The organism is Paraburkholderia sp. GAS448 (assembly GCF_050435685.1).
Taxonomy (GTDB): Bacteria; Pseudomonadota; Gammaproteobacteria; order Burkholderiales; family Burkholderiaceae; genus Paraburkholderia.
The window spans coordinates 23,984-43,757 of the sequence record NZ_JBNDKT010000006.1 but is presented as its reverse complement, the minus strand read 5'-3'; the positions used below and the strand labels follow the sequence as shown (position 1 = coordinate 43,757).

Genomic DNA, 19,774 nt, shown 5'->3' with positions numbered 1-19,774 from the left:
ATCTCCGTCGTGTGCGTGGGTTTAGTGGGCGACAGCGGCTGCGCCGTGTTCGTCGATCAGATGGCCGGTGTAGAAGCGGTCCAGCGAGAACGGCGCATTCAGCGGATGCGGTGCATCGTTGGCGATCGTGTGCGCGAACACCCAGCCCGAACCCGGCGTCGCCTTGAAGCCGCCCGTGCCCCAGCCGCAGTTGAAATACAGGCCCTTGACGTCTGTCTTGCTGATGATCGGGCATGCGTCCGGCGAGACGTCCACGATACCGCCCCATTGGCGGTTCATCCGCACGCGCGAGAACACCGGGAACATTTCGACGATCGCCTCCAGCGTGCCTTCGATGATGTTGAAGCTGCCGCGCTGCCCAAAGCCCGTGTATTGATCGACGCCCGCGCCGATTACGAGATCGCCCTTGTCGGACTGACTGATGTACGCGTGCACCGCGTTCGACATCACCACGGTATTGACCACCGGTTTGATCGGCTCGGAAACGAGTGCCTGCAAAGGGTGGCTTTCCAGCGGCAGGCGCACGCCGGCCATATCGGCGAGCGTCGACGTATTGCCCGCGGCCACGACCGCGACCTTCTTTGCCTTGATGAAGCCCTTCACCGTGTCGACGCCCGTCACCGCTCCGCCTTCGCGGCGAATGCCGGTGACCTGACAGTTCTGGATGATGTCGACGCCATGCTGGTCCGCGCCACGCGCAAAGCCCCAGGCCACCGCGTCGTGCCGCGCGACACCCCCGCGACGCTGGATCGACGCACCCAGCACGGGATAGCGGCTGTTGAGATTGATCGTCGGTTCGATTTCCTTGATCTGTTCGGGCGTGAGGAATTCGGCATCGACGCCGTTGAGCCGGTTCGCGTTCACGCGGCGCTCCGTGTCGCGCACGTCCTGCAACGTATGCGCGAGATTCATCACGCCGCGCTGGCTGAACATCACGTTGTAGTTGAGGTCCTGCGACAGACCCTCCCACAGTTTCATGGCCTTTTCATACAGCGCGGCCGATTCGTCCCACAGATAGTTGGAACGCACGATCGTCGTATTGCGCGCCGTGTTGCCGCCGCCGATCCAGCCTTTTTCGAGGATGGCGATATTGCGCACGCCGTGCTCTTTCGCGAGGTAATACGCCGTCGCAAGACCGTGCCCGCCCCCGCCGACGATCACCACGTCGTATTCACGCTTCGGTTCCGGGCTCCTCCATTGACGCTCCCAGTTCTCGTGATACGACAACCCGTTGCGGAACAAACTGAATATCGAATAGCGGCTCATCTGGCTGGTCCTCTCTTTAGCATTCGATGACGTTCACGGCGAGACCACCGCGCGACGTCTCCTTGTATTTCGTCTTCATGTCGGCGCCGGTTTCGCGCATTGTCTTGATCACGTTGTCGAGCGTCACGTAGTGCGTGCCGTCGCCCTTGAGCGCCATGCGCGACGCGTTCAGCGCCTTGATGGCGCCCATGGCGTTGCGCTCGATGCAGGGAATCTGCACGAGGCCGCCGACCGGATCGCATGTCATGCCCAGGTTGTGCTCCATGCCGATTTCGGCGGCGTTCTCGACCTGATCGGGGGTGCCGCCCATGACCGCGGCGAGTGCCGCGGCGGCCATCGAACAGGCGACGCCCACTTCGCCCTGGCAGCCCACTTCGGCGCCGGAGATCGACGCGGTTTCCTTGTAGATGATGCCGATCGCCGCAGCGGTCAGCAGAAAGTCGACGATGCCCTGCTCGTTCGAGCCCGGCACGAACTTCACGTAGTAATGCAGCACGGCGGGAATCACGCCTGCGGCTCCGTTGGTCGGCGCGGTCACGACGCGGCCGCCGGCGGCGTTTTCTTCGTTGACCGCCATCGCATACAGGTTGACCCAGTCGAGCATCGACAGCGGATCGCGCAGCGATTCTTCCGAGCGTGTGCGCAACTGCGACGAAAGCTCCGCCGCGCGACGCTTCACGCGCATCGGACCCGGCAGTTCTCCGCGCACCTTGCAGCCGCGCTCGACGCATACGGCCATCGTCCTCCAGATCGCGAGCAGACCTTCGCGCACCTCTTCCGGCGAGCGGCTCGCGCATTCGTTGCGGAACGTGACCTCGGCAATCGACAGACCGCTTTCACGGCAGGCACGCATCAGATCGTCGCCGGTACGGAACGGATGCGGCACCTCGCCGCCAGCGCGCACGCCGTTCACGCGATCGCCTTCGCGATTCACGACAAAACCGCCGCCCACCGAGTAATACTCTTTCTCGACCAGCAGTTGCCCGTTTTCATCGAAGGCCTGAAAGCGCATGCCGTTCGGATGCACGAGGCCCGTCGTGCCCATCAGCTTGCGATAGAACGCGAGGTGCTCCTTCTCCTCGAACTGCACGCGATGCTTGCCGAGCAGGCTGAGCGTCTTCTCGCGGCGGATGTCGGCGAGACGCGGCTCGATCAGATCCGGATCGATCGATTCCGGCAGGTGGCCTTCGAGCCCGAGCAGCACCGCCTTGTCGGTGCCGTGGCCCTTGCCGGTCGCGCCGAGCGAGCCATATAGCTCGACCTTGACGCGGCGCACGAAGCCCAGCAGATTCGCGTCTTCGACGTGAGACGCGAAGCGGCATGCCGCAATCATCGGACCAACCGTGTGCGAACTCGACGGGCCGATGCCGATCTTGAACAGATCGAAAACGCTGACGTTCATGGAACCTGCCTTGTAGTGAATCGGTGGGCGTATCGGCCGGATCAGGGTCGGGGCGTGCCCCAAAGCGCCTCTTCCGGTGTGACGCCAGTACACCAGCGCGTAAAATTGGCCGATAGAACAAAAACGGCATCGACGTGGGATGGCGACGCCAAAGGCCGCCCGATGTCGTCAAAAGGGCGCCGCTGTTCGTTTCTACGATGGTTCGAGGCGAAAAAGCGCAAGTCGCCGCACAGGTGATCGGCGACGCTAGGACCATCGCGCGCATGCGGGAGCGCGCCGTTGCCTGAGCGCCCTGTTTCTTCCGTAATTGCTGGACACCCGCTGGACACTTATGACGCACGCAGGCGCAGCCTCGCCATGAAAACCGCTGAATCACTACCGCTCACCTCGATCGACGGCGTGCCGAAGGAGCGCATCCGCTTCGGCATCGTGTTGCTGCCGAATTTCACGCTGACGGCGTTTTCAGGCTTCGTCGACATGCTGCGCCTCTCCGCCGATGAAGGCGACTACAGCAAGCCGGTGCGCTGCTCGTGGAGCGTGATCGGCGACACGCTCGCGCCCGTCCGTGCGAGTTGCGGGATTCAGATCACGCCGTGGGAGACCTTCGCGACGGCCGAGCCATTCGACTACGTGGTGGTGGTTGGCGGCCTGCTGCATTCCGGACCGCAGGCAAACGACGAAACCCTGCAGTTCATCCGCCGGGCCGCACGCACGAACGCGACGCTGGTCGGCATCTGCACGGGCGTATTTGCGCTGATGCGTGCCGGCGTGCTCGACGAGCACCGCATCTGCGTCAGCTGGTTTCATTACTGGGATTTCGTGGAGCGCTTTCCGTCGGTGAATTCCGATGCGCTCATCGCCGACCGGCTGTTCGTGATCGACCGGCGGCGCATCACCTGTTCAGGCGGCCGGGCTTCGATCGATGTCGCCGCCGCGATCCTGCTGCGGCATTTCGAGCATGCAACCGTGCAGAAGGCATTGAGGATCCTGCTGGTCGGCGAAATGCAGAAAGGCAATGCGCCGCAGCCGCATCCGCCCGGTCTCGAGCCCGCGACCCATCCGAAGGTCAAGCGCGCGATTCTGTTGATGGAGCAGCACGTCGGGCGCTCATTGCCGCTCGAGGAGCTGGCGTGCAAGCTGGATCTCTCGCCGCGTCAGCTGGAGCGGCTATTCAAGGCCGAAACGGGCAAGAGCCCGCAGGCGTTTGCCAAGCAGGTCAGGTTGAGGACCGCGGCGTGGTTACTGACCAGTTCCGACCGCACAGTCGCCGATATCGCATCGAGTTGCGGCTTTTCGGACGCTTCGCATCTGGGACGCGAATTCCGCAAGCAGTTCGGCGTGCCGCCCGTGATGTTCCGTGAGCAGCGCGGCGCGGTGCCGGCTGAAGAGGCCGCCGTGTTCGACGAAACCTTTCCAGGGCGCGTGGACGTATATTGAGCGTAGCGAGCCGCCGGCGGTGCATGTTGCAACCGGCGGCTCCCGTCCGTCATCTGTCGATCACGACTCTTCCGACCACGCGTTACTCTCGCGCGCCATCAGCGCCGACGAAGCTGCCGGGCCGAACGTCCCGGCGGTATAGCCACGCGGCTTGTCGCCCGAACGCTTCCATCCTTCGATGATCGGCTCGATCCACGTCCACGCCGCTTCCAGCTCGTCGCGGCGCATGAAGTGCGTCAGTCGCCCACGGATCACATCGATCAGCAACCGCTCGTACGCTTCCGCCCGGCGCTCGGTAAAGGCCTGCTCGAGATCCAGATTCAGGTTCACCGGCAGCATCCTCAGCCCGCTGCCCGGTTCCTTCGCGAGCATCTGCAGCTGGATCGACTCGGCCGGCTGCAGCTGGATCACGAGGCGATTGCCGTACTTGCGCGGACCGCTCGGAATGATCGAAAACGGCAGATCCGCAAACTCGATGACGATCTCCGACACCTTCTTCTGCATCCGCTTTCCCGTGCGCAGGTAAAACGGCACGTGCGCCCAGCGCCAGTTGTTGATGTGGGCGCGCAGCGCGACGAAGGTCTCGGCGTGGCTGTCGGCAGGCACGTTGTCTTCCTGCAGATAGCCCTTCACCGGCTCGCCGCCCACCGCGCCAGCCGTGTACTGGCCGCGCACTGTGTCGCGGGCGATGTCCTCGTCGGTCATGCGTCGCAGCGAGCGCAGCACCTTGAGCTTCTCATCGCGTACCGCATCCGGGTCGAGCGACACCGGCGGCTCCATCGCGACGATGCACAGCAGCTGCAACAGGTGGTTTTGCACCATGTCGCGCAGCGCGCCGGTTTCGTCGTAGAAGCCCGCGCGGCTGCCCACGCCGACGTTCTCCGCGACGGTGATCTGCACGCTCTTGATATACGGCGCCTGCCAGAGCGGCCCGAAGATCGCGTTGCCGAAGCGCAGCACCATCAGGTTCTGGACGGTTTCCTTGCCGAGGTAGTGGTCGATCCGGTAGATCTGCGTTTCCGCGAAATGCTGGCCGACCGAATTGTTGATTGCCTGCGCTGAAGCCAGATCGTGACCCAGCGGCTTTTCCAGCACGACGCGCGAATGCTCGTCGACGAGCCCGACCGCGGCGAGGTTGTCGCAGATGGTCGTGAAGAGATCCGGCGCTGTTGCGAGATAGAAGACGCGCCGCACGCCGGGGCGCGACGCCTCGGCAAGACGCGCGTAATCGCCCGGCTGATCGACGTCGATCCGCACGTACTCGAACAGCGCCAGAAATCTGTCCCATGCAGACGCATCCAGCGCCTTGTGTTCGACGAACGGCTTCGAGTGCTCTTCCATGAAGGCGAGATAGTCGTCGCGCGTCCAGTTCTTGCGGCCGATTGCGAGGATGCGGGTGTCGGTGGGCAGGTTGCAATGCAGATGCGCCATATACAGCGCGGGCAGCAGCTTGCGGGCCGACAGGTCGCCGCCGCCCCCGAAAATGATCATGTCTAGCGGGAGGTCGGGCGTTGCTTGAGCAGTCTGGGTGGTCATAGCGCGGTTGCACCATCGTAAGGATGTCGGTCAGACGCGAAAAAACGCCCGGCGGCCGGGCATTTTTTTACGAACGCCTATGGTGCAACGTTTTGCGATTGTTTGCACGCGGTACGCGCACCATGTGCACAGCGAGCCTGCCTTGCGACAAACGTTGTCAGCCAGCGCTTAACTGGTCACGCGCCACCCGGCCGGCGCCCAGATCCCATGCCGCGCAACCGACCGTCTTGAACACGACCGGCGTGCCGGCAGGCACTGGCGCCGAAGCAGCCAGCACCGCGGCGATGCCGGTCACGGTGTCCCACTTCACGCCGGCCTGGATGAAGTCGCCGGCTTCATGCTTTGCGCCGGCCAGATCGTCGACGAACAACGCGCTGCCCAGCACCGTCCGCGCGCCGATCTCCACTGCATCCGGCGTAAAGGCGCCGACACCGATGACGAGCCGGTCCGCGCGCGGCGCTTCGTCGTAGACAGCCTGTTTGCTCGTCGTCAGCGTGATCACCAGATCGACGGAATCGGGTACTTCAGCGCTTGCCAGCGGTTGTACGCCGGGGACCTTCGCGCGGTGCGCCTCGCAAAACGCCCGCGCGCGTGCCGGCGAACTGCCGCGCACGCGCACGAGCGCGTGCGGAAACAGCTCGCCGATCGCCTCCAGATGATTCGCCGACTGCGTACCGGCGCCGATCAGCAGAATGTCGCGCGGCGCGGCCGGCATGAAGGTCTGTATGCCCAGCATCGTCATCGCCGCCGTCCGGCGGCCGGTGACCGTCGGGCCATCGAGGATGAAGAGCGTCTCGCCGGTGTCCGGGTCGCTCGCCATCACCTGGCCGTGGATCGTCGGCAGCGAGCGTTCGCGGTTGGACGGACACACGTTGACGAGCTTGTGAAGCGCGAGATCCGGCGCGGTGGCCGGCATCGACAACATCACGCCGCCCGCATTCAGCGGCACCACCAGCCGCTCCGGGCTCGCGATCCGGCCCTGCGCGTAGTCGATCGCGGCGGTCTTCAGCGCGTCGACGAGCAATGCATACGGCGTAAGCCGCGCGGTCTCGGCGGCGTCGAAAATGCGGGTAGTCATGTCTGCCGGGTTCCCTTGCGGAGTTCAGTCAATGTTGTGGATGCGCGGACCCACGCTCAGCGCACCAGAAAGCCGTAGGTCAACGGATCGCGCTCATCGATGATCCAGTTCGCGAAGCCGCAGATATACGCATTGCCTTCGATCTGGGGAATCACCGCATCGAAGCGGTCCAGCTTCGTTTCGGACAGCACGCGTCCGCGGAAGATCGTGCCGATCACCGATTCGTTCACGAGCGTCTCATCCTTGCCCAGCTCGCCGCGCAGATAGAGCTGAGCAACGCGTCCGGCCGTGCCCGAACCTGTGGGTGAACGATCCACTTCGCGATCGGCGAACACGCAGCAGTTGGCCTGCGTCGAGTCAGGATAACGCGGCGCGTTATCGATGATCGTGCCGTAGATATGGTTGATTTCCGGAATGTGCGGATGCTGGACCTTGAATGCCAGGTTCGCGGCGCGTTTCACTTCGTCGCCGAACTGGATGAGCTTCTCGACCTGCGCCTCCCGCACCTCCAGACCGAACGGCTTGCCCGACGTATAAAAATAGAACGCGCCGCCGAACGCAATATCGCCCGTGACTTCGCCGAACGACGGCGTCGTGACCGTCACGTCGCGCTGCCAGATGAAGGACGGCACGTTGACGAAGCGCACGTCGCCGGTATGGTCGCCGTCCCATTGCACGAATGCCTCGATGAAGCCGCACGGCGCATCGATGCCGACGCGCGTCTCCGGCTCCGAACGTTCGACCCAGCCGAGCGAGACCGCAGCCGTCGCGAGCGCGATCACGCCGTGGCCGCAGTGATCGCTATAGCCCTCGTTGTGAACGAAGATGATGCCGAAATCGGCGCCCTCGCTGACCGGCTCGGTCAGGTAGCCGCCGTACATGTCGGCGTGTCCGCGCGGCTCGAACATCAGCGCGCGGCGCAGTTCGTCGCCATGTTCCTTCAGCCACGTCCGCCTCTCGACGATGGTCTTGCCGGGAAACTTCGGCAGCCCGCTCGTGACGATCCGGAACGGCTCGCCGCCCGTGTGCACTTCAACCGTACTGATGACGCGATTTAACTTCATGACGGCTGAACACTCCCCGCGAGGCGCAATGCTTTGTTGATGGCCATTTTGTTCTCCTCCGTGCTGTTCTATACTGGCTCAAAATGTAGACCACCTTTGGTTTCACATCAACCAGTTTCAATATTCCCGGCGAAATCTGGTTCAAATCTGGATCAGCCAACCCGCCGCCACGAGCGAACATGGTTACGACGCCACCCGCGATGGACAGCACGTTTCGCCCCAAACAGATTTACGAGCAGGTGTCCGGACGGATTCGCGCCGACATCCGCAGCGGCCAGTTCGCGCCGGAATCGCGGCTGCCGTCGGAGCGGGAGCTGGCGGCACGTTTTGGCGTCGGCCGGCCAGCCGTGCGCGAGGCGATCGGCGCGTTGCAGAACGAGGGGCTTGTCATCACGCGCCGCAATTCGGGCACGTACGTGTGTGCGGATGCGTTGCAGCGGTTGTCGGCGGCGCCGGCGGACGACGCTGCGTCGCTCGCCGATGCGGACATCAGCCCGACCGCCACGCTCGATGTCCGGTTGATCCTCGAGCCGGCGATCGCCCGCCGCGCTGCTGCGCTGGGCCAGCGCGACGCGCTCGCCGAGCAGTATCTGGCGCAGATGGATTCGATCGTCGACGTGACGGATCCGGAGCAGCGGGTGCTGTGGAACAACAGCGACCGCCTGTTCCACCGGCAGCTCGCGATGATGACGGGCGACGCCCTGCTCGTGAAAATCGCCGACGAAGTGGCGAAGACCATGGACCAGCCGCTCTGGAAGCGGCTGAAAGACGACGGCATTTACGACACGGGACGCATCAGGCTGTACGTGTCGGAACACCGGCTGATCTACGAGGCGATCGTCGGCGGTGATGCCGACGCCGCGGCGTTCTATGTCGAGCAGCACATCAGGCGGGTACAGCGCGACATCGCGCCGAAATAGCGCCGAAGCGGCAAAACCCGCCGCTCAGCCCGGCGGGTCGCCACGCGCGCGGGTGGACTGGATCACGAGCAGCACGTCGCCGTTTTCAATCAGACAAGGTGGATCTTCATAGAACGACAGCAAACGTCCGCCGCGCACCAGCCCGATCACCAGCGCGCCGGGCATTGCGTTGCTCCAGCAGCCGACTTCGTGCGCTTCGGCGGCCCGTTCCTTGAAGTCCACGCGCCCGCGCGAAGACAGCAGATCGTTGACGAACGGCACGATATAGCTGCTTGCGACGGCATCGGCCATCAGCAGTCCACCGATTTTCGTCGACGAGATGATCACGTCCGCGCCCGCCTGCCGCAATTGCCGCTGGAACGTCTGCTCCTGAATCCGCACGACGATCTTCGTTTCCGGCGCGACACTGCGCACGGTCAACGTCAGCAGGATCGCGATGGCATCTTCGGGCACGGCGATGATCACGGCTTTCGCAAGGCGCACCTGCACCTGCTGCAACAGGTCTTCGCGTGACGGATCGCCGAGCAGCCCAGCCACGCCCAGCGCGGTCGCCGCTTCGAGCGCCGACTGCTGCGGGTCGATCACGACAATCCCGGCCGGATCCACGCCGCTTTCGAGCAACTCACGCACCGCGACCGCCCCGCTCAGTCCGAAGCCGCACACGACAATGTGCTCGCGCAACTGCTTTTGCAGGCGTTTCATGCGAAATTCCTCGATGACGCGTTGGATGACGAACTGATAGGCCGTGCCCAGAAAGACAAACCAGATGATGATGCGGATCGGCACGATGAAGAACGCATCGATGAGCCGCGCGCGGGCGGTGATGGGGACGATGTCGCCGTAGCCGACCGTCGCCACGGTCACCATCGTGAAGTACATCAGGTCGACGATGCCCAGCGCCTCCTTGGTCGCGTCACGCAGGCCCGCGCGGTCCAGGTACAGCACGGCGAACGCCAGCACGCACAGGCCGGCGACGAAAAAGATCCGCAGCAACAAGACGCGTTGCGGCGACGCGGCCGGTCGCGTGAACAACGTGCGGCCGCGTGGCGCCTGCCACGGCAGACGGGCGCGGCGCGGCAACCGGAACCGGATCGATCTGCGGCGCTCTTCGGGCACGCGGTGCTCCTCGCAATGGGAACACCGGATTCTACGACGGCGGACGGTCTGACCTGACCCAACCAGTCGTCCGAAACGACGTCAGCGTTATTTCTCCCAAAGGCGTACAATGGTTAACACCTAGGTATTAACCCTTACCGATTAAATCATGTCCAGCCATCCTGTTTCCAGCAATCTCCGCAATTCCGCCGCCCGTCCGGCAAAGAAATCGTCGTTCAAGGCTGCCTTTCTGAGCTTCGCGCGCGACATGTGGCATTCGTACCAGCGCCACAGCCAGTATCAGGTGATGCTTGCCGCCGGCCGCCAGTACGGTGCGCCGGAAAAGGTCGTCTACAACCGCAGCAAAAGTCGCCAGGGCTAAGCCACAAGGGTGAAGTCGCCCTTTTCCTGACTGCGTATCCAGCGCGTTTCGGCTTGAAGTGCGAAGCGTTCACAGCATGCTGCGCGGCCGTTTCATCGTGCCGTCGAAAAAGCGCTCCAAACGGAACTCCGCCAGATCGAGCGAAGGCTGACCTTCGTCGATCCACTCGGCAAGCAGCTTGCCGACAATCGGCCCCATCGCGAAACCGTGACCGCAAAAGCCCGTCGCGATCATCAGACCACTCACCTGCGAAGGCGCATCGATGACGGGAATGCCGTCGGGCAACACATCGATGAGGCCCGCCCACGCCTCGGTGACCTGTGCGTTCTTCAATGCGGGAAACAAGGTCTTGAGCTTCTTCAACGCCCGCGGCGCGTGGCCGCGCTCGGGCTGCGGCTGCGGATCGCGCGGATGCAGCACACGTTCGTGCTGCGGCACCACGCCCGGCACCCGCTCGCGCAAATCGCGCAGAAAAGCGCCATTCAGATGAAAGTGAAATGAGTCGCGCTGCGTCCACAGTTCCGGCAGGAACCACTTCAACGCACGCAGATGGCCAGGCGTCACGTCGACGTCGACCTGCATATCGTCGGCCAGATTGATCATGCCGTTCGCGCGCTGACGGATGCCGAGCCCGCTGCCCCAAAACGTGGACGCGGTGATCTGCGGCAATGCGTTCGTGCGCATGCAGGTGCCGCGCACGACCTGCTGCGGCAGTTCGAGACCGAGCGTCGCGAGCAGCCGCCAGCTGCTTGCGCCTGCGGCGCAGATGAAGCGCGACGTGCGGATCGTGCCCCGCTCGGTGACGACGCCGGTAATCGCGCCCGCCCCGCGCTCGACCGCCACCACGCCACAACCTTCGAAGAAGAGCGCACCCGCCTCAACCGCACGCGCGGCGAACGCCGCTGCGACACGGCGCGGCTCGGCCTGGCCGTCGGTCGGTGTATAGAGCCCGCCGAGTGCTACGCCCTGCATGCCGGTCACGTGCGCATCGATCTGTGCCCGATCGAGCAGACGGGTATCGAGCCCGTACTGACGGGCCACGTCCATCCATTGCCGGAGCGACGTCCAGTCCCGCTCCTCGCTGGCGACGTACAGGCATCCGCCCTGGCGCCATTCGAGGTCGAAGTCCAGTTCCTTCTCGAGTTGTTCCCACAGGCGGATGCCCGCCATCATCAAAGGCACTTCGGCGGCCTCACGGCCCTGCTGGCGCACGAATCCCCACGCGCGCGTGGACTGCTGTCCGGCAATGCGCGATTTGTCGACAACCACGGCCCTGAGGCCACGCCGCGCGAGATACCAGGCCGCCGCGCAGCCCATGATGCCGGCCCCGGCGATCACGACATCGGCGTGTTCGGGAAAGGTGTCATCGGCGCGCGTGAGCGCCGCGTGCAGCGGATAAGTCGTGGTCATCGGGGCTCGGGTGAGTGGCGTGATCCTGGGGCAGGATCTTCGCAGGCACATCGACCGACTGCAAGCCCATCACCGAAACCGACAGCCCGCGCACCGTCGCGCCGTCGCGCACATTGCGCAGCGCGAGCGTCGCATGATGCCGCTGTGCGATACGCGAGGCAATCGCCAGACCGAGGCCGCTACCCTGCCCCTGTGCGTCCGTGCCACGATAGAACCGGTCGAATACGCGGTCGAGTTCCTCTTCCGCAATCCCGGGGCCGCTGTCCACGACCTGGAAGCCGATGGTCCGCGCGCCTCCGGCATCGCGCAGCAGAATCAGGTCGACCCTGCCGCCAGCGGGCGTGTGGCGGATCGCGTTGTCGATCAGATTGTTGAGCAGCACGGTCAACGCATGCTGTTCCGCAAGGACCGGGTAGGCGTCGTCGGGTGTCGCAGGCGCTACGAGTTCGAGCCCGAGGTCGATCCCTCTCGCTTCGGCCAGCAGCGAAAAATCGCCGACCGCCTGTTCGCCGAGCCGGCGCAGGCTGACAGTCGCCATCGGCGTCGCCGGTTGGGCTTCTTCGCGGGCGAGCGTCAGCAGTTGCTGCACGAGATGGATGATGCGATTGAGCCGGCCGCCGATGCGCTCGAGCGTCGGCCCATGCGCGACGAGCGTGCCGTCGCGCTCGGCCGCCTGCAGTTGCAGCTTCAGCGCGGCGAGCGGCGAGCGCAGTTCATGGGCTGCATCGGCGATGAACGTGCGCTGCGCCTGCGACGCGACGCTCAGGCGGTGCAGCAGGTCGTTCAGCGCTTCGACGAGCGGCAGGATTTCGACGGGCACGCGGCCGTCGAGCCGCACCGGCTCGAGCGACTCGATCGAGCGGGTCGACAGCGCACCCGACAGCCCGCGGATCGGCGCCAGCCCGCGCGCGACGACGAACAGCACCAGCGCGATCGTGACAGGAATCAGCAGCCATAGCGGCCACAACGTGCGCAGCGCGAGCCGCAACGCCAGGTCCTCGCGCACGGACACGGGCTGTGCGACCTGAATGAAGCGGTCCGCCTGCTGCAGGCCGAACACGCGCCAGTGATATTCGCCGCGCTCGATGGTGCGGATGCCCGCCGGGAAACGCGTGAGTTCCGGCGCCTGCAACGATTGATAGACCTGGTTGCCGGCCTTGTCCCAGATCTGGATGACGATGCGGTCGTCGGAAATGCCTTCGAATTCGGGTCTCGTGCGCTCAGCGCTGGCGGTGCGCTCGAGATTGCCCGGCAGCGAGAGCGCCACCGCGCGCAACTCGTAGTCGAACAGTTCGCTCGCCTCTTCGCGCGCGGTGTGAAAGATCCCATAGCCAGCGACAAGCGAGGCTGCGGCAAGTCCGAAGATGAGCCAGCCAAGCAGCCAGCGCCGGATCGACGTCATCCAGCCCTCTTCAACCGGTAGCCGACGCCGCGAATCGTAACGATCTGCTCGGCGCCAATCTTGCGGCGCAGGCTGTGCACATGGACTTCGATCGTGTTGCTGCCGACCTCCTCGCCCCATCCGTACAGCTTTTCTTCGAGTTCGGCTTTCGTGAACACGCGCGTCGGCTCTTCGATCAGCGCCTGCAGCAAGCCGAATTCGCGCGGCACGAGCGGCAGCAGTTCGCCATTCTTCGTCACCTCGTGCGATGCCGGATCGAGCGTGAGTTCCCCGTGTGCGTAGACCGGCTGCTTCTGCCCTGTGCGCCGGCGCAGCAGCGCGCGTACGCGCGCGGCCAGCTCGTCGAGATCGAATGGCTTGATGAGGTAGTCGTCCGCGCCGGCGTCGAGGCCGCGGATGCGCTCCTCGACGGCGTCGCGCGCGGTCAGGATGATGACGGGCGCCGCGCCGCCCGCCTTGCGATAGCCGTTCAGCACGTCGATACCGTCTTTCTTCGGCAAGCCGAGGTCCAGCAGCACCAGATCGTAGACACCGTTGCCAAGCGACAGATCCGCCGCGCGCCCGTCTTCCGCCCAGTCGATCGCGTAGCCCACGCGGCGCATCGATTCAAGCACGGTTTCGGCAATCATCTCGTCGTCTTCGATCAATAGCAGACGCATCTCCATACTCCTTTTTCGGTATGCCTGCATTGTCGCGGTCTCAAGCTTAACGCGAGCTTAAGTATTACTTAAGCTCGCCCCCTCGAAAATCGGCGCTTTGTCGGGACGCGCGTTCGCATGAAGCAAAGGTGCGTCCCTTCCTCAAGATCAGGAGCCGGATTTGCCCGCATTTCACGCCGATCCAGCGGTGCACCCGACCCGCGTCGTGCGCGGCCGGTGTGTGACTGCCCTGCGCGCGACGATGCCGCTCTGCGCAATGCTGATTGCCGGTTGCACGTGGTATCACCGCGAACCGCTGGCGCCGCGCGACACATCGACCTCCGCAAGCACGCTCGAGCGCATCCAGATCGACCCGGCCACGATGCCGCTGCCCGAACTGGCCGCCCACCGCTTCGATCCTTCCAACGGACTCGATATCGAAGAAGTCGCGATGCTCGCCGTCGCCAACAACCCGGATCTGAAGCTCACCCGCGACGATCTCGGCATCGCACGCGCGCAGGCTTTTTCGGCGGGGTTGCTGCCCGATCCGCAACTGAGCGTGTCGAGCGACTACCCCGGCGCGGAGGGCTTCACGCGCGCGTTCAATTATGGCCTCAGCATGGACGTGATGGCGATCGTCACGCGCGGCGCGAATAAAAAGTCAGCTGAGGCGACTGTCGTCAAGACCGATCTTGGCCTGCTCTGGCAGGAATGGCAGATCGTCGCGCAGGCGAAGCAGTTGTTCCTGAAGGCACGCTTTCAGGAAGAGACCTTGCCGCTTCTCCAGCAGCAGCTCGAACTGTCGCGCACGCGCTACGAGCGGATGGCCGAAGCACAGCGCGCAGGCAACCTCACTGAAGACCAGCTGACCGCCGCGCTCACCTCGTACAGCGACGCACGCAAGCAATACACCGACGCGGAACGTGCCGCCGAACAGACGCATCACGACCTCAACGCGCTGCTGGGTCTCGCACCCGACGTGCAGTTGCAGCTGACCGGCGACGACGACGCTGCGCCCGTCGCCGGTTCCACGATCGACTCGGCGGTCGCGATGTTGCCGAAACGCAGGCCTGACCTGCTCGCGCTGAAGGCCGGTTACGAGGCGCAGGAGCAGAAGTATCGCGCGGCGATCCTCAACCAGTTTCCGAGCCTGTCGGTCGGTTTCGTGCGGGCGCGCGATACGTCGAACATTTACACGAGCGGCTTCCAGATCAACCTGAGTCTGCCGATCTTCAACCGCAATCAGGGCAACGTCGCGATCGAAAAAGCCACGCGCCAGCGTCTGCGCGACGAATACCAGGACCGCCTGAACCAGGCGTATGCCGACGTCGCGCACATGCGCGCCGACAGCGCGATCCTCGCGCGCCAGCTCCAGCAGACCGAGAGCGCGTTGCCCGATGTCGATCTCGCCGCCCGCCACGCGTCGCAGGCCTACTCGGCGCACAACCTTGCCCTCGGCGCCTACACCGATGCGCAAAGCGCTGCGCTGACCAAACGCATCGACGTGGCCACGCTACGCGAGTCGCTCGCGGAACAGCGTGTTGGCCTGCAGGCGCTGCTCGGCAGCGCGATTCCCGATGCCTTCTCCGCCGACCAGACTTTCACCGAAACCCATGCGAAATAGCCGCTTTTCGATGCAGGCGCGCCGCGTCGCGATGTGCCTTGCCACCACGGCCGCCGTGTGGAGCGCCCACGCTTACGCCGACGCCGAACCCGTCGTCACGGTACAGACCGCCCAGGTCCACCGCGACGTCATCGCCCAGCCTGTGCGCGCCTATGGCACCGTCGCCGCATCCGCTTCGAACGTGACGACGGTGAACCTGCCGTATATCGCGCGCATCACGCAGATGCGCGTGCAGCCCGGCCAGACCGTCGCACGCGGCACGCCGCTCGCCATCGTGCAGGCAGATCCCGCTGCCGTGCTCGCCGCCACCCAGGCGAGAAGCGCGACGACGCTCGCGCAAGGCGAACTCGCGCGCACCCAGTCTCTGTACGACAAGAGTCTCGCCACCCAATCGCAACTCGCGACCGCGAAAAAGGCCGCCCTCGATGCGCAGCAGGCGCTCGCCGCACAGGATCAGATGGGCATCTCCGCAGGCCCGCATCCGCTCTACGCACCCATCGACGGCGTCGTCCTGCAGGTTTCCGTGGCACAGGGCGATCAGGTTCAGCCAGGCGCCGCGATCATGCAGCTTGCCGCCACCGGCAGTGGCAAGGACGCACGGCCAAACGTCATGCTCAGCGTCGAGCCCTCGGATGCCGCCGCCGTGCATCCCGGCGACACGTTGACGCTGCGCGGCCTGTCGAGCGCGCTCGCACGAAGCGCGGTGCCGGGCCGCGTCGTCATGGTCGGCGCCTCAGTCGATCCGCAAAGTCAACTGGTCAATATCGGCGCGAACGTGCCGCTCGGCCAGACCGCGTTCATCCCGGGCACGCGCGTCAGCGCCGATATCGCGACGAACCCCGGCACGCACTGGATCGTGCCGCGCGCCGCCGTCCTGAAAGACGGGCAAGGCGAGTACGTGTTCCAGATCACGCCGGATCACAAGGCGCATCGCGTGAGCGTCGTCACCAGGGTCGAAGACGACAGCCGCTATGGCGTCGACGGCATGCTCAATGGCGCGCAGCCGCTTGTCGTCAGCGGCAACTATGAACTGAAGGAAGGGATGGCCGTGCAGATCGTCGGGAGCGCCGCCCGATGAATTTCGGTCAATGGATGCAGATGCATCGGCGCTCGCTGCTGTTCGTGGTCGCGCTGCTGGCGATCACCGGCGCGTTGACCGCGTTTCGTCTGCCGATCTCGCTGTTCCCGAACGTGGCGTTTCCCCGCGCGGTGGTGTCGCTCGATGCCGGCGACCGCCCTGCCGAGCAGATGGCGACGCTCGTCACCATGCCCGTCGAGGAAGCGCTGCGCCGCGTGCCGAACGTGCGCGACGTTCAGTCGAAGACGAGCCGCGGTTCCGCCGAAATCTCGATCAATTTCGACTGGGGCACCGACATGGCGCAGGCCACGTTGCAGGCACAGTCCGCGATCAGCGAAATTCTTGCGACGCTGCCCCCGGGCACGTCGATGCAGGTGCGCCGGATGGACCCGACGGTGTTCCCGGTGCTCGCCTACAGCCTCACGTCGAAGGAGCAGTCGCAAAGCGCGCTGCATGATCTTGCGCAGTTTCAGATGCGCCCGCTGCTGTCGTCGGTGGAAGGTGTCGCGCGGGTCGAAGTGACCGGCGGCGCGCAGGACGAATTCGAAGTGGCGATCGAGCCGGCGCGGCTTGCGGCGTACAAGCTGTCGCTCGCGGACGTATCGAAGGCGATCGGCGCGAGCAACGTGCTGATGGCAACCGGCCGCATCGAAGATCACGACAAGCTGTATCTCTTGATCGCCAACGCCACCATCACGCGCATCGACGAGCTGAAGAATGTGGTCGTCGCGGCGACGGGGGCGTCGCAGGTCCGGCTCGGTGATGTGGCCACGGTCCGGCAGGGCGTGGTCCCGAAATGGATGCGCGTGACGGCGGACGGCCAGGACGCCGTGTTGATCAATATCTTTCAGCAGCCGGGCGCAAACAGCGTAGCGATGGCGAAGACGATCCGGACAAGGCTCGCCGCTTTCCAGCGTCAGATGCCGCCCGGCGCTCATCTCGCGAACTGGTACGACCAGAGCGAACTGGTGACGGCCTCGGCCAAAAGTGTTCGTGACGCCATCATGATCGGCGTCGTGCTTGCCGCGCTCACGTTGTTCGCGTTCCTGCGCAACTGGAAAATCACCGCGATTGCCGTGGCGCTCGTACCCGTGGTGATGGCCGCGACCATCCTGCTGCTCGACGTGTTCGGCATGGGTTTCAACATCATGACGCTCGGCGGGATGGCAGCCGCGGTCGGACTCGTAATCGACGACGCCATCGTGATGATCGAGCATATCGTGCGACGCGTACGTGAAGCCGGTGCGAGCGCCTTCCACGGCCGCGTGATGTCGGCGGCGCTCGAATTCACGCGGCCGCTGGCCGGATCGTCGGCGGCGACGCTGATCATCTTCGTGCCGCTTGCGTTTCTGTCCGGCGTCACCGGTGCGTTCTTCAAGGCGTTGTCCGTGACGATGGCGAGCGCCCTCTTCATCTCCTTTCTCGTCACGTGGCTGGCAGTGCCGATCCTCTGCGACCGCTGGCTCAAGCCCAAAGATGCGGAGGAGCATCGTGAGACACGTTTCGCGCAGTGGATGAACCGCCGTTACGCGTTCCTGATCGAACACGTCACCGCGCGGCCCCTGCTCGTGCTGGTCGGCCTGGTTCCGCTCATCGTGGTCGCGGCTTTCGCGTTCACGCGCGTCGGCAGCGGCTTCATGCCGACCATGGACGAAGGCGGCTTCATTCTCGACTACCACACCGAACCCGGCACCTCGATCACCGAGACCGATCGCCTGATGCAGCAGATCGAGGCGATCATCCGTGCGAATCCCAATGTCGCGACGTATTCGCGGCGCACGGGGGCGGGCCTGGGCGGCGATCTGAACGAACCGAATCGCGGTGACTTCTTCGTGCGGCTCAAGTCAGGCAACCGTGAACCGATCGCAACCGTAATGGAAGAAATCCGCTCGAAGGTCGAAACGCAGGTGCCGGGCGTCAGCGTGGAACTCGCGCAACTGATGGAAGACCTGATCGGCGATCTGACCGCGGTCCCACAGCCCGTGCAGATCAAGATCTATTCCGACGATCAGGATACGCTCGACACCACGGCCAGAAAAGTCGCGGCGCGCATCGGCAAGATTCCGGGCATCGTCGATGTGAATGACGGCATCAATCCGGCTGGCGATGCCCTCGAATTGCACATCCGCCCGGATGCAGCAGCAGCAGAAGGTATGGATTCGCAGTCGATTGCACAGGCTGTGTCGGACATGGTCGAAGGCAACGTCGCGACGCAGTTCCAGACCGGACCGAAGACAGTCGGCGTACGGGTGCGGGTCGCCGGCGCATTGAAGCTCACCGACACGCAACTGGGCCAGTTGCAGATCCGCGCGCCCGATGGCCATCTGTTCGCGCTCAAGCGCGTTGCCGATCGCGTTGTCGTGACCGGCCAGCCGGAGATCAGCCGTGACAACCTGAAACGGATGGTGGCGGTGACCGCACGCATCGACGGTCGCGACCTCGGTTCGACGATCGCCGATGTGCAGAAGGCGCTCGCCGACGCGAACCTCCTGCCGAAAGACGTGTATTACGAACTCGGCGGCCTGTATCAGCAGCAGCAGATCGCCTTCAAGGGCCTCCTGACCGTGTTCGGTGCAGCGGTTGCGCTCGTCTTCGGGCTGCTGCTGTTCCTGTATGAGCGCTTCCGCGTGGCGCTTTCCGTGCTGGCGATGCCGCTCCTTGCGGCCGGCGCGGTGTTCGTCGGCCTGTGGATCACCGGCATCGAACTCAACATCTCCGCGATGATGGGCATGACGATGATCATCGGGATCGTCACCGAAGTCGCGATCTTCTACGTATCGGAACTGCAGGGCCTCGTGCGCGACGAAGGCATGTCATTCGATCGCGCGCTGATCGAGGCCGGCCGCAACCGTCTGCGCCCGATCGCCATGACGACGATCGCTGCCATCCTCGCACTGTTGCCGCTCGCCTTCGCACTGGGCCAGGGATCGGCGATGCAGCAGCCGCTAGCCATCGCAATCATTTCCGGCCTCATCGTGCAGTTGCCGCTCGTGCTTCTGCTGCTGCCCGTGTTGCTGCAACTATTGATGAAGCAGCGCACTGCGGGTGATACCGAGCCTGAAGGAGAGTAATTCATTCAGTCGGGATGAGGCATACCTACGCTCATTTGTCATATCGAAGTCCGGCTTTCTGCGCAGCAACGTAGATGCCCGATCACGGGCGACACGAAGTTGACACAGTGCTATTTGAAAGCAAATTGTTTTGTATTAGTTGGCAAACCGTTTGCAAACCGGTTAACCGGGAAGTGGACTGAAGGCCCGCTTAAGGCTCGCTTAAGCGGGTGGATGCGACTCTGGAGGTCCACAGACTCAGCGGTGCCGTTGCGTTGGATTCCAGCGCAGCCATCGCTTCGGAACAGCCCGGATGAGCAGCCACACGCCATCGACATTCACTCTGCACCCGTCTGAAAATCGCACCCGCGCCGCCTGGCACATATGCGTCG

15 protein-coding genes are annotated in these 19,774 nt (G+C 64.4%); 6 read left to right on the top strand and 9 right to left on the bottom strand.

Annotation, left to right across the window (positions count from 1 at the left end):
* Positions 1-21 precede the first annotated feature (21 nt).
* On the bottom strand, positions 22-1,266 hold the full coding sequence (locus P3T23_RS13720) for a sarcosine oxidase subunit beta family protein (RefSeq protein WP_429316713.1): 1,245 nt from the start codon (positions 1,264-1,266) through the stop codon (positions 22-24).
* Between the two features lie 16 nt (positions 1,267-1,282).
* A complete protein-coding gene (locus tag P3T23_RS13715; protein ID WP_429316712.1) occupies positions 1,283-2,668 on the bottom strand; it encodes an L-serine ammonia-lyase in 1,386 nt (461 codons plus the stop codon).
* Between the two features lie 357 nt (positions 2,669-3,025).
* Between P3T23_RS13715 and P3T23_RS13710 the strand changes: the two genes are divergently transcribed.
* Positions 3,026-4,105 carry a GlxA family transcriptional regulator gene (locus P3T23_RS13710; protein WP_429316711.1) on the top strand — a complete coding sequence of 360 codons (1,080 nt, stop codon included), beginning with the start codon at positions 3,026-3,028 and terminating at the stop codon, positions 4,103-4,105.
* 60 nt (positions 4,106-4,165) lie between these two features.
* On the opposite strand, the gene zwf is transcribed toward P3T23_RS13710, so the two are convergent.
* The 3 genes from zwf to lhpH all read right to left on the bottom strand — a co-directional run bounded on the left by zwf (position 4,166) and on the right by lhpH (position 7,783).
* The gene (zwf, locus tag P3T23_RS13705) at positions 4,166-5,641 is read right to left on the bottom strand and encodes a glucose-6-phosphate dehydrogenase (protein WP_429316710.1); all 1,476 of its coding nucleotides are present in this window, start codon (positions 5,639-5,641) and stop codon (positions 4,166-4,168) included.
* 157 nt (positions 5,642-5,798) lie between these two features.
* The gene (gene lhpI, locus P3T23_RS13700) at positions 5,799-6,719 is read right to left on the bottom strand and encodes a bifunctional Delta(1)-pyrroline-2-carboxylate/Delta(1)-piperideine-2-carboxylate reductase (RefSeq protein ID WP_429316709.1); all 921 of its coding nucleotides are present in this window, start codon (positions 6,717-6,719) and stop codon (positions 5,799-5,801) included.
* A 56-nt stretch (positions 6,720-6,775) separates the two neighbouring features.
* Positions 6,776-7,783 (bottom strand): trans-3-hydroxy-L-proline dehydratase, encoded by a 1,008-nt coding sequence (gene lhpH, locus P3T23_RS13695; protein WP_429316708.1) that lies wholly within the window; start codon positions 7,781-7,783, stop codon positions 6,776-6,778.
* Positions 7,784-7,962: 179 nt separating this feature from the next.
* On the opposite strand from lhpH, the gene P3T23_RS13690 reads away from it, so the two are divergent.
* Positions 7,963-8,703 carry a FadR/GntR family transcriptional regulator gene (locus P3T23_RS13690; RefSeq protein WP_429316707.1) on the top strand — a complete coding sequence of 247 codons (741 nt, stop codon included), beginning with the start codon at positions 7,963-7,965 and terminating at the stop codon, positions 8,701-8,703.
* Between the two features lie 24 nt (positions 8,704-8,727).
* Here P3T23_RS13690 and P3T23_RS13685 read toward each other — a convergent pair whose 3' ends face one another.
* Positions 8,728-9,819, bottom strand: a complete 1,092-nt coding sequence (locus tag P3T23_RS13685) for a potassium channel family protein (protein ID WP_429316706.1) — start codon at positions 9,817-9,819, stop codon at positions 8,728-8,730.
* Positions 9,820-9,967: 148 nt separating this feature from the next.
* On the opposite strand from P3T23_RS13685, the gene P3T23_RS13680 reads away from it, so the two are divergent.
* Positions 9,968-10,180, top strand: coding sequence for a hypothetical protein (locus P3T23_RS13680; RefSeq protein WP_429316705.1), 213 nt, complete (start codon positions 9,968-9,970; stop codon positions 10,178-10,180).
* Between the two features lie 69 nt (positions 10,181-10,249).
* On the opposite strand, the gene P3T23_RS13675 is transcribed toward P3T23_RS13680, so the two are convergent.
* From P3T23_RS13675 to P3T23_RS13665, 3 genes are read right to left on the bottom strand one after another with little or no spacing between them, the layout of a single operon-like run.
* Positions 10,250-11,590, bottom strand: coding sequence for an NAD(P)/FAD-dependent oxidoreductase (locus P3T23_RS13675; protein WP_429316704.1), 1,341 nt, complete (start codon positions 11,588-11,590; stop codon positions 10,250-10,252).
* On the bottom strand, positions 11,544-12,992 hold the full coding sequence (locus P3T23_RS13670; protein ID WP_429316703.1) for an ATP-binding protein: 1,449 nt from the start codon (positions 12,990-12,992) through the stop codon (positions 11,544-11,546). The genes P3T23_RS13675 and P3T23_RS13670 overlap by 47 nt, the downstream gene beginning before the upstream one ends.
* A complete protein-coding gene (locus tag P3T23_RS13665) occupies positions 12,989-13,651 on the bottom strand; it encodes a response regulator (protein WP_133666358.1) in 663 nt (220 codons plus the stop codon). Before P3T23_RS13665 ends, P3T23_RS13670 begins: the two co-directional genes overlap by 4 nt.
* A 160-nt stretch (positions 13,652-13,811) precedes the next feature.
* Between P3T23_RS13665 and P3T23_RS13660 the strand changes: the two genes are divergently transcribed.
* The 3 genes from P3T23_RS13660 to P3T23_RS13650 are packed head-to-tail and all read left to right on the top strand — an operon-like array spanning position 13,812 to position 19,403.
* Positions 13,812-15,254 carry a TolC family protein gene (locus P3T23_RS13660; protein ID WP_429316702.1) on the top strand — a complete coding sequence of 481 codons (1,443 nt, stop codon included), beginning with the start codon at positions 13,812-13,814 and terminating at the stop codon, positions 15,252-15,254.
* Positions 15,244-16,332 carry an efflux RND transporter periplasmic adaptor subunit gene (locus P3T23_RS13655; RefSeq protein WP_429316701.1) on the top strand — a complete coding sequence of 363 codons (1,089 nt, stop codon included), beginning with the start codon at positions 15,244-15,246 and terminating at the stop codon, positions 16,330-16,332. The genes P3T23_RS13660 and P3T23_RS13655 overlap by 11 nt, the downstream gene beginning before the upstream one ends.
* Entirely contained in the window at positions 16,329-19,403 is a 3,075-nt protein-coding gene (locus P3T23_RS13650) for an efflux RND transporter permease subunit (RefSeq protein ID WP_429316700.1), read from the top strand. The genes P3T23_RS13655 and P3T23_RS13650 overlap by 4 nt, the downstream gene beginning before the upstream one ends.
* The last annotated feature ends 371 nt before the right edge of the window (positions 19,404-19,774 follow it).

Coding starts and splice junctions, on each gene's coding strand:
- P3T23_RS13720 (WP_429316713.1), bottom strand. CDS start 1,266: ATGAGCCGCTATTCGATATTCAGTTTGTTCCGCAACGGGTTGTCGTAT.
- P3T23_RS13715 (WP_429316712.1), bottom strand. CDS start 2,668: ATGAACGTCAGCGTTTTCGATCTGTTCAAGATCGGCATCGGCCCGTCG.
- P3T23_RS13710 (WP_429316711.1), top strand. CDS start 3,026: ATGAAAACCGCTGAATCACTACCGCTCACCTCGATCGACGGCGTGCCG.
- zwf (WP_429316710.1), bottom strand. CDS start 5,641: ATGACCACCCAGACTGCTCAAGCAACGCCCGACCTCCCGCTAGACATG.
- lhpI (WP_429316709.1), bottom strand. CDS start 6,719: ATGACTACCCGCATTTTCGACGCCGCCGAGACCGCGCGGCTTACGCCG.
- lhpH (WP_429316708.1), bottom strand. CDS start 7,783: ATGAAGTTAAATCGCGTCATCAGTACGGTTGAAGTGCACACGGGCGGC.
- P3T23_RS13690 (WP_429316707.1), top strand. CDS start 7,963: ATGGTTACGACGCCACCCGCGATGGACAGCACGTTTCGCCCCAAACAG.
- P3T23_RS13680 (WP_429316705.1), top strand. CDS start 9,968: ATGTCCAGCCATCCTGTTTCCAGCAATCTCCGCAATTCCGCCGCCCGT.
- P3T23_RS13675 (WP_429316704.1), bottom strand. CDS start 11,590: ATGACCACGACTTATCCGCTGCACGCGGCGCTCACGCGCGCCGATGAC.
- P3T23_RS13670 (WP_429316703.1), bottom strand. CDS start 12,992: ATGACGTCGATCCGGCGCTGGCTGCTTGGCTGGCTCATCTTCGGACTT.
- P3T23_RS13665 (WP_133666358.1), bottom strand. CDS start 13,651: ATGCGTCTGCTATTGATCGAAGACGACGAGATGATTGCCGAAACCGTG.
- P3T23_RS13655 (WP_429316701.1), top strand. CDS start 15,244: ATGCGAAATAGCCGCTTTTCGATGCAGGCGCGCCGCGTCGCGATGTGC.
- P3T23_RS13650 (WP_429316700.1), top strand. CDS start 16,329: ATGAATTTCGGTCAATGGATGCAGATGCATCGGCGCTCGCTGCTGTTC.